Annotated in this window: 14 protein-coding genes; 9 read left to right on the top strand and 5 right to left on the bottom strand. The window is 61.2% G+C overall.

Annotated features, from left to right (window positions below):
* Positions 1 to 68 precede the first annotated feature (68 nt).
* The 3 genes from PVZ78_RS02850 to ppnP all read left to right on the top strand — a co-directional run bounded on the left by PVZ78_RS02850 (position 69) and on the right by ppnP (position 3,009).
* Positions 69 to 2,030, top strand: a complete 1,962-nt coding sequence (locus PVZ78_RS02850; protein ID WP_273828197.1) for an acetyl/propionyl/methylcrotonyl-CoA carboxylase subunit alpha — start codon at positions 69 to 71, stop codon at positions 2,028 to 2,030.
* Between the two features lie 69 nt (positions 2,031 to 2,099).
* A complete protein-coding gene (locus PVZ78_RS02855; protein WP_273828198.1) occupies positions 2,100 to 2,642 on the top strand; it encodes an exonuclease domain-containing protein in 543 nt (180 codons plus the stop codon).
* 82 nt (positions 2,643 to 2,724) lie between these two features.
* Entirely contained in the window at positions 2,725 to 3,009 is a 285-nt protein-coding gene (gene ppnP, locus PVZ78_RS02860) for a pyrimidine/purine nucleoside phosphorylase (protein ID WP_007930001.1), read from the top strand.
* A gap of 82 nt (positions 3,010 to 3,091) precedes the next feature.
* Here the strand turns inward: ppnP and PVZ78_RS02865 are convergent, their stop codons facing one another.
* On the bottom strand, positions 3,092 to 3,895 hold the full coding sequence (locus PVZ78_RS02865) for an MOSC domain-containing protein (protein ID WP_198919204.1): 804 nt from the start codon (positions 3,893 to 3,895) through the stop codon (positions 3,092 to 3,094).
* Positions 3,896 to 3,994: 99 nt separating this feature from the next.
* Positions 3,995 to 4,930, bottom strand: a complete 936-nt coding sequence (locus tag PVZ78_RS02870; protein WP_009050086.1) for a chemotaxis protein CheV — start codon at positions 4,928 to 4,930, stop codon at positions 3,995 to 3,997.
* 540 nt (positions 4,931 to 5,470) lie between these two features.
* Here PVZ78_RS02870 and PVZ78_RS02875 point away from each other — a divergent pair.
* The 3 genes from PVZ78_RS02875 to PVZ78_RS02885 all read left to right on the top strand — a co-directional run bounded on the left by PVZ78_RS02875 (position 5,471) and on the right by PVZ78_RS02885 (position 7,991).
* Positions 5,471 to 5,938 (top strand): hypothetical protein, encoded by a 468-nt coding sequence (locus PVZ78_RS02875; RefSeq protein WP_009050087.1) that lies wholly within the window; start codon positions 5,471 to 5,473, stop codon positions 5,936 to 5,938.
* A gap of 503 nt (positions 5,939 to 6,441) precedes the next feature.
* Entirely contained in the window at positions 6,442 to 7,335 is an 894-nt protein-coding gene (locus PVZ78_RS02880; protein ID WP_009050088.1) for a sensor histidine kinase, read from the top strand.
* On the top strand, positions 7,332 to 7,991 hold the full coding sequence (locus PVZ78_RS02885) for a response regulator (protein WP_009050089.1): 660 nt from the start codon (positions 7,332 to 7,334) through the stop codon (positions 7,989 to 7,991). Before PVZ78_RS02880 ends, PVZ78_RS02885 begins: the two co-directional genes overlap by 4 nt.
* Here the strand turns inward: PVZ78_RS02885 and yegS are convergent.
* Positions 7,988 to 8,890, bottom strand: coding sequence for a lipid kinase YegS (yegS, locus tag PVZ78_RS02890; protein ID WP_273828199.1), 903 nt, complete (start codon positions 8,888 to 8,890; stop codon positions 7,988 to 7,990). The two genes, PVZ78_RS02885 and yegS, sit on opposite strands and share 4 nt — an antisense overlap.
* 224 nt (positions 8,891 to 9,114) lie before the next feature.
* On the opposite strand from yegS, the gene PVZ78_RS02895 reads away from it, so the two are divergent.
* Complete coding sequence (locus PVZ78_RS02895; RefSeq protein WP_009050091.1) at positions 9,115 to 9,378, top strand: hypothetical protein; 264 nt, start codon at positions 9,115 to 9,117, stop codon at positions 9,376 to 9,378.
* Positions 9,379 to 9,436: 58 nt separating this feature from the next.
* On the opposite strand, the gene PVZ78_RS02900 is transcribed toward PVZ78_RS02895, so the two are convergent.
* Together PVZ78_RS02900 and moaB are read right to left on the bottom strand one after the other, a co-directional pair.
* On the bottom strand, positions 9,437 to 10,663 hold the full coding sequence (locus PVZ78_RS02900) for a molybdopterin molybdotransferase MoeA (protein WP_053269642.1): 1,227 nt from the start codon (positions 10,661 to 10,663) through the stop codon (positions 9,437 to 9,439).
* Positions 10,647 to 11,186: a molybdenum cofactor biosynthesis protein B gene (gene moaB / locus PVZ78_RS02905; RefSeq protein ID WP_007923271.1), complete on the bottom strand. Its 540-nt coding sequence runs from the start codon at positions 11,184 to 11,186 to the stop codon at positions 10,647 to 10,649. Before moaB ends, PVZ78_RS02900 begins: the two co-directional genes overlap by 17 nt.
* Positions 11,187 to 11,265: 79 nt before the next feature.
* On the opposite strand from moaB, the gene mobA reads away from it, so the two are divergent.
* Both mobA and PVZ78_RS02915 read left to right on the top strand, forming a co-directional pair.
* Entirely contained in the window at positions 11,266 to 11,874 is a 609-nt protein-coding gene (gene mobA, locus PVZ78_RS02910; RefSeq protein WP_009050093.1) for a molybdenum cofactor guanylyltransferase MobA, read from the top strand.
* A gap of 71 nt (positions 11,875 to 11,945) precedes the next feature.
* Positions 11,946 to 12,167, top strand: coding sequence for a YgdI/YgdR family lipoprotein (locus tag PVZ78_RS02915; RefSeq protein WP_007923269.1), 222 nt, complete (start codon positions 11,946 to 11,948; stop codon positions 12,165 to 12,167).
* Positions 12,168 to 12,234: the final 67 nt, after the last annotated feature.

A 12,234-nucleotide genomic window follows, 5' to 3' on the forward strand; every position in this document is an offset into this window, starting at 1 on the left:
CTCCTTGTAGGAGCGAGCTTGCTCGCGAAACGCCCGACCAAACACCACCGATCTCAGGAAACCACTCCATGCCCGCCTTCAGCAAAATCCTGATCGCCAACCGTGGCGAAATCGCCTGCCGCATCCAGCGCACCGCGCAAGCCCTGGGTTATCGCACCGTGGCGGTGTTCAGCGACGCCGACGCCAATGCGCTGCATGTGCGGATGGCCGACGAGGCGGTGCGCATCGGCCCGGCAGCGGTGCAGCAGTCCTACCTGAACAGCCAGGCAATCCTCAATGCAGCCTTGCGCACGGGCGCCGATGCGCTGCATCCCGGCTACGGCTTTCTGTCGGAGAACGCCGAATTCGCCCGCGCCTGCGAGGCGGCCGGCATCACCTTTATCGGCCCCAGCGCCGAGGCCATCGAACTGATGGGCAGCAAGCGCCTGTCCAAGCTGGCGATGCTCGCGGCGGGCGTGCCCTGCATCGCCGGTTATCAGGGCGCGGAACAGGACGATACGACCCTGCAACAGGAAGCCGAACGCATCGGCTACCCGCTGATGATCAAGGCCAGCGCCGGTGGCGGCGGACGCGGCATGCGCTTCGTTCAGCACGCCAATGAACTGCTGGCACAGGTGCGCACCGCTCGCTCTGAGGCGCTGCACGCCTTTGGCAGCGACGAGTTGATTCTGGAACAGGCGCTGATCGAACCGCGGCATGTGGAAATCCAGGTGTTCGGCGACCGCCACGGCCAGTTGATCTACCTCGGCGAACGCGACTGCTCGATCCAGCGCCGTCATCAGAAAGTCGTCGAAGAAGCGCCCTGCCCGGTGATGACCGCCGAACTGCGCCAGGCCATGGGCGAAGCCGCCCTCAAGGCGGGCCGCGCGGTGAACTATGTCGGCGCCGGCACCGTGGAGTTTCTCCTCGATGCGCGGGGGCAATTCTATTTTCTGGAAATGAACACCCGGCTGCAGGTCGAACACCCGGTCACCGAAATGATCACCGGCCTGGACCTGGTGGCCCTGCAGCTGCAGGTGGCGGCCGGTCAACCGCTGCCACTGCTCCAGGAACAGGTCGAACTCAAGGGCCATGCCATCGAAGTGCGGCTGTATGCCGAGGACCCGGCGCAGGATTTCCTGCCGCAAACCGGGCAGGTGCGGCGCTGGGAGCCGGCGCTGGGCGCCGATGTGCGCATCGACCACGGCCTGCTGGAAGGCCAGAGCGTCAGCCCGTTCTATGACCCGATGCTGGGCAAGTTCATCGCCCACGGCGCCACCCGCGAAGAAGCGCGCCGCAAGCTGTTGCGCGCGGCCGAGGACACGGTGCTGACGGGTGTGGCGAGCAACCAGAAACTGCTGGCGAACCTGCTGCGCCATCCCGGTTTTGTCAGCGGCCAATTCAGCACTGCCTTTATCGCCGAACATTTTGCCGACGACCCAAGTCTGCATCCCCAGCCGCCAAGCGGCGCCGAACTGGCCCTGGCCGCGGCGCTGCTGTATCAGCACGCGGCCCAACGCCACGGCGCGGCGCTGGCCGGCTGGCGCAACAACGCCAGTGTGCCGCTGCACTATCGCCTGGGCTCGGGTGAAGCCGTGTGGAACCTTGAACTGAATAACCAGCAAGCCGGGACGCTGCAGATTCAACACGCCGACGAAAGCTTCGAGGTACAGCTGCTGGAAGCGGATGGCCGCTGGGCCTGCGCGACCATCGACGGTATCCGCCGCCACTACGCCTATACCCTGGAAGCCGGGCAGCTCTGGCTGTTTACCCGTCCCGGCAGCCTGCACCTTCAAGACCTGAGCCACGCACCGGTCGCCAGCCAGGCCGGCGCCCACAGCGGCATGCTCAAGGCGCCCATGGACGGCGCCATCGTCGACGTACTGGTCAGCGAGGGCGCGACCGTCAGCAAGGGCCAGCTGCTGCTGGTGCTGGAGGCGATGAAGATGGAGCATCCGCTGAAGGCCGGGATCGATGGCGTGATCAAGCGGCTGCAGGTCAACCTCGGCGATCAGGTGAAAAACCGCCAGGTTCTGCTGGAGGTGGAATAAGCCGCTAGGCGCAGGCGTCGGGTTTGGCTACGCTCAAGCCTCATCGGGATGTTGAAGCTGGAGCCTGTGATGCCCCACTGGTTGGTAATTGATCTGGAAGCCACCACGGACGAAGGAGGCTGGCCGGTGACCGATATGGAAATCATCGAGATCGGCGCCACCCTGGTGAACCGCGAAGGGCGTGAACTGGACCATTTCCAGCGCTTCGTGCGCCCGCTGCGGCGGCCGATGCTGACGCCGTTCTGCCGTGAACTGACCCGCATCAGCCAGGCCCAGATCGACGGCGCCCAACCGTTGAGCGAAGTCTGGCCTCTGTTCGAACGCTGGCTGGGCCAGCACCATGCGCGCCTGGAAGGCTGGGCCAGCTGGGGCGACTACGATCGCAAGCAGCTGCTGCAGGAGTGGCAACGCTCGCAACTGCACAGCGCCCTCGCCCAACTGCCGCACACGAACCTCAAGCAACGCTTCGCCAAGGCGCGTCGCCTCGAACGGCCGCTGGGCCTGAACGGCGCGCTGCAACTCGCCGGGCTGCAGTTCACCGGCCAGCAGCATCGCGCCCTGGAAGATGCCCGCAATACGGCGCGTTTATTGCCTCTGATTCTTCCCGGCTGATCCGTCTGCGCAACAGGTGACGCATCTGAAGGCCTTGTGCATACTGGCCGGCCTTTTTGACCCCTTTTTTGAGGAATCGCCCATGTTTAAAGTCAACGAGTACTTCGACGGCACCGTCAAGTCGATTGCCTTCGGCACGGCCGAAGGTCCAGCCACCATCGGCGTCATGGCTCCGGGCGAATACGAGTTCGGCACCGCCCAACGGGAAATCATGCACGTGGTTTCCGGTGCCCTGACCGTCAAGCTGCCTGACAGCAACGACTGGGAAACCTTCGCCGCCGGCAGCCAGTTCAACGTACCGGCCAACAGCAAGTTCCAGCTGAAGGTCGCCGTCGACACCGCCTACCTGTGCGAATACCGCGGCTGATCCTTCCCCCGGGGACTGATTGCTGGTCATAAAAAATGCCCGTATCTGACGATACGGGCATTTTTCGTTGCAGCGCCGCTGGCTATTCCAGCACAGTGACCGGCATGCCGACTTCCAGCCGGCCAATGCCATCGTTCACCAGGTTCTGCCCGAACATCGCCCCACCTTCTTGCGCCCGGTACTGCTGCAGCGTGGCCAGCGGTTCACGGTCGGCGCTGCGCTCGCCGGTCTGCGGATCGATGGTGGTGAGGATGCAACGCGCACAAGGCTTGACCACCCGAAACTCGATATCGCCGATGCGGATGCGCTTCCAGCCGTCCTCGGCGAATGCCGGGAAGCCTTCGATCACCAGGTTGGGACGAAAACGCAGCATCTCCAGGGGACGGCCGACGCGACTGGACAGGTCTTCCCGGGAAGACTCGCCAATCAGCAACAACGGAAAGCCGTCGGCAAAGGCCACCTGATCGTCATCCTTGCCGTAACCGGCCTGAGTGGTGCGCGCGCGCTCCAGGGGCACCTGTACCAGGCGGGTCGGCTTGCCGATGAACTCGCTCAGCCAGGCATGGGCCGCCTCGCCGGCATCCGGCACGCGCAGGGTGTCGCGCCAGATGGTCACGCCACGTAAAGGGGCATCCGCACCAGGCACTGGCACATCGAGGGCTGGATAGCCGGGAGCGCTGAGGGTCAGCCCACCGTCGGCGTTCCACAGCGCCGACAGCTGGCTCATGTGCGGGACCGCGCGCTGGGTCAGGAAGCGTCCGCTGGGTTCATCGACCAGCATCCAGCGTCGATCTCCTTCCAGCCCCAGCCTGTCCAGCGCGACCTGTTGCAGGGACTCGCCCTTGCCGGACTTCAAGGGGTATCGATAAAGCGCGCTGAGACGCATGGCCAGCTCCCGGGAGGCAAAAAAAGCAACCTTATACGAGCCGGCCCGCGAATCAAAGAAGCACCTGCGGCGCAGGCATCACTCCGGCCACTGCTCCCGTCAGGCGGGAACTTCGTCCAGCATCAGGCGCTGGCGCACCACGTCGACCAGTTTGTCCGGCTGGAACTTGGACAGGAAGTTGTCGCAACCGACCTTCTTCACCATCGACTCGTTGAAGCTGCCGGACAGCGAGGTGTGCAACACCACATAAAGACCGCGCAGACGCGGATCGTTGCGGATTTCGGTGGTCAGGCGATAGCCGTCCATTTCCGGCATTTCGGCGTCGGTGAACACCATCAGCAGCTTGTCGGTCATGTCGACCCCGGTATCGGCCCAGGCCTTGAGCATCTTCAGGGCTTTCAGGCCGTCGCTGGCAATGTGCATCTTCACCCCCAGCTGGCCCAGGGTGTCGCGCAATTGCGTCAGCGCCACGTTGGAGTCGTCCACCAGCAGCACTTCACGGCCGCGGGCACGTTCGAGTACCGGGTCGTCGAGCTTGTCGCGAGAGACCTTGGCGTTGTACGGGACGATTTCGGCCAGGACCTTTTCCACGTCGATGATCTCGACCAGTTGATCGTCGACCTTGCTGATCGCCGTCAGGTAATGCTGGCGCCCGGCACTGGTCGGCGGTGGCAGGATGGCTTCCCAGTTCATGTTGACGATGCGGTCGACGCCTCCCACCAGGAAGGCCTGCACCGAGCGGTTGTACTCGGTGACGATGATGGTGCTGTTGGGCCCCGGCACCAGCGGCCGCATGCCGATCGCCTGGGACAGGTCGATGACCGGCAGCGTCTGCCCCCGCAGGTTGACCACGCCACAGACGAACGGATGGCGCTGGGGCATCAGCGTCAGCTTCGGCAATTGCAGGACTTCCTGCACCTTGAACACGTTGATCGCGAACAACTGTCGCCCGGCCAGACGGAACATGAGGATTTCCAGGCGATTCTCACCCACCAGTTGCGTGCGTTGATCTACCGTGTCGAGAATGCCGGCCATGTAATGACTCCTGGGCTTGTTCTGATGAATTCACTAACGCGGGTTATCGGCGCAATTCGCCGAATCTTGACCCGCATACAAAATGCCATGCAAAGGCATTGATGTCACATTAACATCATGCTTTACTGGCTTCGCGATTTCATCCACGCAACTTCCCCGCCGCGACCTCTATTTCAGCGCTTGGTTCCCCTCTGTAAGGGAATCCCCTATCGGCAATCAGGACCAACCTGATATTCGCAATATCCAATAGCCATTAATGTGACGCCATTCTCATTGCATGAATGGAGTCAGGCTTTTGTTTGTGATCGCAGGAAGATGGGCTGGTGCCCTTTCGAGCCCCCCCACCTCCGCTGTCCAAGCGTGGTCGATAGACCGTGCCCGACGAGTTGCATCCTGCAGACTAAACACCAGCCCATCGTCTTCGTCCATTCAGAACCAATCAGATTCGTCCTATATCCCACGGCATAACCGGCGTAATACCTTACAGCCGCTCACAAAACGGACCATTCCATCATCTGACGTGGCGTCGTGGAGACAAGCATGCTGATCGACGATCAAACGTGGCACCAATCACCTGACTTTCTGCTTGAGGCAGAAGCACTATTGGCCAAGTCGGTTGAGTGCCTGAACCATCTCAATCTGATCAAGAACGATCAGGACGCCATCGATTGCATGTTGTCCACTCTGCTCAAGCTTGCCGAGAAAACCGACGCGCTGGCGCTGCGCAGCACCGCCGAATTCTCGCGCCAGGTTCATGCGTTGCTGGATCATTCCCATCCTCATCCGGACATGAACGAGCAGATTCTCGACACCCTCGGGGAGTGCTTCAGCCTGATGGCCTGGCAGCTTGAACTCGTCGATCCGGTGACCGGGCAACTGAACCTCGACGGCAACGAACAGGCCACCCTCATCGAAACCCTCGCCGTGCAAATGGATCCTCTGCCTGCGCCCCTGTCCTGCCAACACAACTCGTTTAAAGTTTTTTCGATCGCCAAGAGAAACGCATAAACCTGTCGTTAATCCCTAACTTCAGCCGTTAGATATGTTGTGACATTGATCAGCATCATGTCGTTATTCAATATTTCATGCCTGTTAACGACAGAACCAACTAGCGCAACTAAATAAAACCAATCCCGAGACTTCAAGTGTCCTGAATTTCGCCTGCCCGTTCGCTCAAGGCGAGATACAGTCACTGTTTCAGGGTGGCCAGTTGAAACAAGCAAATCGGCACATACGTCCCAAAAGGCGATATTCCTGACTTTCTGGACATATATAGAGGCGCGACCAACGGTAGCTAAGCTGGTACTATGCCAACCACTAACCGATGTACTTAATGGCACTGTGACTTCAGATTGATCTTGTTACACACCGGATCAGTGCAAGGCTTGCTCCCAACGAATAGACCGCGTTAATTGAAGCCGCATACTCAAACAATACCGTTTTCCAAACCGGGGCCCGTCAGCCGACTTGACCGGTCTCCCCGCAGCGAACATTCATTGGCTCCATCCGCTATGTACGCCAGCCTCAAGTCAACCGCCACCAGGCTTCTTTCTCGAATACACCTGCGCCGGCTCAACCTGTTGCTGTGCTCATGCTCGGCACTTGGAAGCCTGGCCGTCTATTGCCTGTCGACTACCTTTCCCCTCAGCCTGCTGATCCTGAATCTGGCGGCCCTGGCCAGTGTCTGGGCCTATTACGGCGATTCGCGCAAATCGATCAAGTTCCAGCCTCAGGAACTGGCGGACCGTTTGCTGGAAGTCCAGGAAAACGAGCGCCATCGACTCAGTCGTGAATTGCATGATGATATTGGTCAGTTGTTGACCGCCGCCAAGTTGCAAAGCGAATGGCTCAAGCGCCGCCTGCCCGAAGAGCTGCAACAGCATTGCACGACGCTTCAAAGCACATTGGAAGAAACCCTGGCCAAGGTCCGCGATGTATCGGCCATTCTCAATCCCCGGCAATTGGCCAGCCTGGGCCTGGAAGCCAGCCTGCGGGCCCACTTGCTGAAGACCCTGGAAAACACCTCCGTGCACTGGAGCCTGGAATGCAAGCAACGCCTGGCTGGCATCCCCGAAGAGATGGCGGTGGCCGCCTTTCGCATCACCCAGGAAGCCGTCACCAACATGCTGCGTCACGCCCAGGCGGATAACCTGCTGGTACGCCTGCAACGCCTGCCCGAGGGGCTTTCGCTGTTTATCAGCGACGATGGCCGTGGTTTTTCCCCGGCGGCCAATCCTGGCGCACAAGGACAACGCGGCATGGCGGGCATGTCGGAAAGAATCGCGCAACTGGGTGGCACCCTGAAGGTTTCCAGCCAGCCCGACCAGGGCACACAAATCGAAGCACTCTTCCCCTGGGCGCCTCGCGCACTCGAACGGGCCAGTACGAATAAGGTTTTACATTGACCTGCAATTTACTTCTGGTGGATGACCACTCGCTCATCAGGGCTGGCGTGCGTGCCCTGGTCATGGACATTCCTGGCTATGCCGTGATCGGCGAAGCCAACGATGGCGCACAAGTACTGGAAATGGTCGAAAGGCTGTCGCCAGACATTATCCTGCTGGATATTTCCATGAAGGATGTCAGCGGCCTTGAAGCCCTGAAGAAACTCAAGGTGGTGCATCCGCAGAGCAAAGTCCTGATTCTCTCGATGCATACCGATCCGGCGCTGATCATGCAGACCCTGGAATCCGGTGCTCATGGCTACCTGCTCAAGGACACCACCGCCAACGAGCTCGAGCACGCGCTCGACGCCTTGCGCAACAACGAGCGTTACCTCAGCCCGGCCATTGCCCATACGGTGATCAACCAGGCGCTGATCCGCGTGCAGAAGCCCCATCCAGAACCCGTTGAAACCCATAACCTGACCGCCCGCCAGCTGGAGATCCTGCGCCTGATCGTTCGCGGCAAATCGACCCGGGAAATCGCTCACGGGCTGGGCCTGAGCATCAAGACTGTGGAAACCCACCGCTCGCAGATCATGAAACGCCTGCAGATCTACGACGTAGCCGGCCTGGTCCTGTTTGCCGTCCGCGAGCAGATCATCAGCCTCGACGATTAAGGCGCCAAAGCTCCCAACAGCGGGGAGTCTTCCGGTAAATGCACCCGCAATGCCCCTGGAAGCGCGCGAAAACGCAGGTTTTCGCCTTGCAGGGGCTCACCGTCGAGATTGATATCCAGTCCCTCGGACACCTTGATTTCCACCCAGGGCAGGCGTGTACGCACAAACAGATTGTCGATCCCCCAGCCGCCGGCCAGCAGATCCTTCAAGGTGCCCACCAGCTCCTGAGGGGCCGGCAGGATACTGACATCCAGCAACCCGTCATCGGCCATCGCCTCAGGGCACAGCAGATGACCGCCACCGGCCTGGCGCCCGTTGCCGATCCCCAGGGCCAGCAGCTCGCCGCGCCAATGGAAATCCGGCCCCTGCAGCTCGCCATAGGCCGCATGCAGCTCATTGAAGCGGGACAAACCAGTGAACAGATAGGCGGCGCCCCCCAGGATCTTTTTCAGGTCCTCGGAGGTATTGGCCGTCACCTGGCTACCGAACCCACCCGTGGCCATGTTGAGGAATACCTGGCCACCGACCTCACCGAGGTCGATCGTCCGTGCCGGCACGTCGAGCAGGCTCAATGCCTCATGGGGCAGCAACGAAACGCCGGCCGCCCGCGCGAAATCATTGGCCGTCCCCAGCGGCAGCAACACCAGACTGGCATCGTTGGCCTGCGCCGCCATGGCCTCGGCGATATCACGCAAGGTGCCGTCACCGCCTCCTGCGATCAGGCGCGTATAACCGCCCGCGAGGGCTTCATCCACCAGGCGCAGGGCATCGCCCGCCTCCCAGGTCAGGCGGACCGCCAGCTCCCAACCCTCTTCGCGCTTGCGTTCGACAGCGTCGCGGACCTCTTCGTTGAGGGCCTGCTTGCCGTGCAATATCAGCATCGCCTTGCGTTCGCTCATCGCTCATCACTCCTGTCATTCGAGGGCCATTGAAGGATGTTGACCCTCGCCCCATGAGAAAAAGTCCGACCGGAATGTAATGAATTTGTCCCCATCAGGCCGTCTGCTGGCTGACCGGTAACTTTTCTGACCGCAGATTGAGAATCACCTGAATTGACCCGAAACAGACAATCGGAGAATGTTCATGGCAGGCGAACGACGCCTCAAACAGGGAAGCGAAACACATGGATGACAAGAAATGCTTTGAACGCTCGAACTCCGCACTCAACCGGCTGGAAGGAAGCATCCTGCTCAGTACAGGCAAACACCCGGAACTGAGTGTCCATCAAGTACATGCCCATGACCGCGAGCATAAGCCCGACAGCAAGCTTCACGCCTTGCTCAAGAAACTCGCGTGGATATTGGCCTATGCCGGGTTTCTATCGGCACTGCTGTCCTGGGGCCTGAACAGCCGTTTTGGCTTGCTGATCCTTCTACTGCTGCGTTGATAGGTGGGGCTCTGGAGGATGGACCCGGCCCTGCCGACCAGGTCCGCCTCCCCTGGCGTCAGCCCAGGACTTCACTCAACGGAATGAAGTTGACCCAATCGCCCTCGACCAGCGTTCGCTCTTCCAGCACCTCGACCAGCCCCTCGGCCCAGGCGGCACTGCGCAAGACCCCGGAACTCTGGTTCCGGTAGATGATTGCCCTGCCCTGCTCCAGGCGCCCGCGCAGATACTCTCGGCGGTTCCCCGGCTTCGGCCAGGCAAATCCAGCCGGAACCTGGAACTGCAAGGGATGCAGTTGCTTCACTCCCTGGCGCCGCAAAATATAGGGGCGGGCCAGCAAGGCAAAGGTCACCAGCGTCGAGGCCGGGTTACCGGGCAGGCCGATTACCGGCACACCGCGGAAATGCCCGAAGGTCAACGGCTTGCCAGGCTTGATCGCCAGCTTCCAGAGGGCCAGTTCACCCTCTTCTCTTAAGGCGATCCCCAGGAAATCCGCTTCGCCCACCGATACGCCGCCGGTGGACAGAATCAGATCCACATCCGCCAGCTCGGCAAGACGACGCCGGGTCATGGGCAGGTCGTCCGGCAGGATTCCGCCGTCGATCACCTCGCAGCCCAGACGCTGCAACCAACTGCACAGCAGGACACGGTTGCTGTTGTAGATCTGCCCGGGACCGAGCGCCCGCCCGGGTTCGACCAGTTCATCGCCAGTGGAGAGCACGGCGACCCGCACGCGGCGCACCACATCCAGCTCCGCGCAACCCAGGGACGCAGCCAGCCCCAGCTCGATCGGCCCCAGCTGCGTTCCGGCCACCAGCACACACTCGCCAACCGTGGTTTCCTGGCCTTGCGGACGAATGTTCTGCCCCGCGCCGAGAGGCTCGGTAAAAGCCACCCGCTCATCGGCCTGGACCTTGGCGTTCTCCTGCATTTCCACGCAGTCGGCTCCCGCCGGGACCGGCGCCCCGGTGAAGATGCGTGCGCAGGTGCCAGGTGCCAAAGGCTCAGGCGCCTGGCCGGCGAAGATGCGCTGGCTGACCACCAGGGGCTCGCCCTTCCAGTCCGAGGCACGCAAGGCGTAACCGTCCATGGCGCTGTTGGGCCAGGGCGGAAGATCCAGGGTGGAAATCAAGTCGTCGGCCAATACCCGGCCTTGAGCAGCCGCCAGTGGCAACCGTTCGCGTTCGAGAATGGGGGTAGCCTCGGCCATCTCGAGCAAACGGGCCAGTGCGACCTCGACCGGCATCAAGGCACCGGTCTTGCCCGGCTTACCCACGGGATTCACAAGGCGCTGCCTGTTTCAGGTGGGTGACGAAATTGCACGGACGGTGCCGCGAATCCAGCTGTTCGGCGAGGATGCCGTCCCAACCGGTACGCACCGCATTGGTCGAACCCGGCAGGCAGCACACCAGCGTGCCGTTGGCCAGGCCAGCCAGGGCTCGGGACTGCACGGTGGAAGTGCCGATATCGGCCACCGAGATCTGGCGGAACAACTCGCCAAATCCGTCGACCTGTTTGTCGAGCAGGCAAGACACGGCTTCCGGGGTACTGTCGCGGCCGGTGAAACCGGTGCCGCCGGTGATCAGCACCACCTGGACCAGATCGTCGGCGATCCAGGTCGCCACTTGTGCGCGAATCTTGTAGAGATCGTCCTTGAGCAGGACGCGCGCGGCCAGGTTATGGCCAGCAGCGCTCAGACGATCGACGAAGACCTGGCCGGATGTATCGGTCTCCAGGGTCCGGGTATCACTGACAGTCAGCACCGCGATGTTCAGGGGTGCAAAAGGTACATCAGCCTTGGCTTTCATAGGCTCGATCCAGTTGTAGGAGAAACAGCCCGGTGTTATATCACAGCGCTCTCTTTGCCCGCCCCTGTGGAGACGTGCCATGACCCAGCGCGCAGATTTGCCGCCCTGCTCCATTCTGCTCCTGGCCGGTGGGCGCGGCCAACGCATGGGCGGAAGGGACAAGGGGTTGATCGAGTGGCAGGGCCGGCCATTGATCGCCCACCTGCATCGACTGACCCGCAGCCTGAGCGATGACCTGATCATTTCCTGCAACCGCAATCAGCAGCAGTACGCGCCTTATGCCGATCAACTGGTGCAGGACGAAAGCAACGATTTCCCCGGGCCGCTGGCAGGTATTCGTGCCGGACTGGCGGTCGCCCGGCATGCCCGACTGCTGGTATTGCCCTGCGACGTACCGCGTATCGACGCGCAACTGATCGACGCCATGCGACAAAGCGCCGCCCGGCACCCGGACAAACCACTGATGCTGCGCCATGGCGAGCACTGGGAACCCCTGCTGTGTATCATTCCGCGCGCCCTGCTCGGCACCTTCGACGGCGCCTGGCAGAACGGTGAACGCAGCCCCGGACGTATCATGCGCGGGCTGGATGCTCAGGCCCTGCAATGTCCGGCAAACGATCCCCGATTGGCTAATCTGAATACACCAGCGCTGTTAAGCCAGCAGCACGGCGTGTCAGAATGCCCTTAACTCAAGGAACTTGCAGGCGTTGTATACGTCTCAAGCACAGCAACTAAAAGTATTCATCTCGGAGACACATAATGATTCAGCGGACTCTCGCCACTCTCATGCTCGCACTGGGCCTTGCCACTCTCGCCGGTTGCGCATCGCCTACTGTGATCACCCTGAATGACGGTCGCGAAATCCAGGCCGTCGATACGCCGAAATACGATGAGGATTCCGGCTTCTACGAGTTCGAACAACTGGACGGCAAACAAACCCGTATCAACAAGGATCAGGTTCGTACGGTAAAAGAGCTGTAATCCATACCGTTACAACAGCCTTGAACGATAAAGCCCGCTTTCGCGGGCTTTATCGTTTCCGGGCAAC

It is taken from the genome of Pseudomonas sp. SBT1-2 (assembly GCF_028640875.1).
In the GTDB taxonomy this organism is placed as follows: domain Bacteria; phylum Pseudomonadota; class Gammaproteobacteria; order Pseudomonadales; family Pseudomonadaceae; genus Aquipseudomonas; species Aquipseudomonas chlororaphis_I.

Excerpts from the sequence above, each read along its gene's own strand:
- PVZ78_RS02850 (WP_273828197.1), top strand. The coding sequence starts at position 69 with ATGCCCGCCTTCAGCAAAATCCTGATCGCCAACCGTGGCGAAATCGCC.
- PVZ78_RS02855 (WP_273828198.1), top strand. The coding sequence starts at position 2,100 with ATGCCCCACTGGTTGGTAATTGATCTGGAAGCCACCACGGACGAAGGA.
- ppnP (WP_007930001.1), top strand. The coding sequence starts at position 2,725 with ATGTTTAAAGTCAACGAGTACTTCGACGGCACCGTCAAGTCGATTGCC.
- PVZ78_RS02865 (WP_198919204.1), bottom strand. The coding sequence starts at position 3,895 with ATGCGTCTCAGCGCGCTTTATCGATACCCCTTGAAGTCCGGCAAGGGC.
- PVZ78_RS02870 (WP_009050086.1), bottom strand. The coding sequence starts at position 4,930 with ATGGCCGGCATTCTCGACACGGTAGATCAACGCACGCAACTGGTGGGT.
- PVZ78_RS02875 (WP_009050087.1), top strand. The coding sequence starts at position 5,471 with ATGCTGATCGACGATCAAACGTGGCACCAATCACCTGACTTTCTGCTT.
- PVZ78_RS02880 (WP_009050088.1), top strand. The coding sequence starts at position 6,442 with ATGTACGCCAGCCTCAAGTCAACCGCCACCAGGCTTCTTTCTCGAATA.
- yegS (WP_273828199.1), bottom strand. The coding sequence starts at position 8,890 with ATGAGCGAACGCAAGGCGATGCTGATATTGCACGGCAAGCAGGCCCTC.
- PVZ78_RS02895 (WP_009050091.1), top strand. The coding sequence starts at position 9,115 with ATGGATGACAAGAAATGCTTTGAACGCTCGAACTCCGCACTCAACCGG.
- moaB (WP_007923271.1), bottom strand. The coding sequence starts at position 11,186 with ATGAAAGCCAAGGCTGATGTACCTTTTGCACCCCTGAACATCGCGGTG.
- mobA (WP_009050093.1), top strand. The coding sequence starts at position 11,266 with ATGACCCAGCGCGCAGATTTGCCGCCCTGCTCCATTCTGCTCCTGGCC.
- PVZ78_RS02915 (WP_007923269.1), top strand. The coding sequence starts at position 11,946 with ATGATTCAGCGGACTCTCGCCACTCTCATGCTCGCACTGGGCCTTGCC.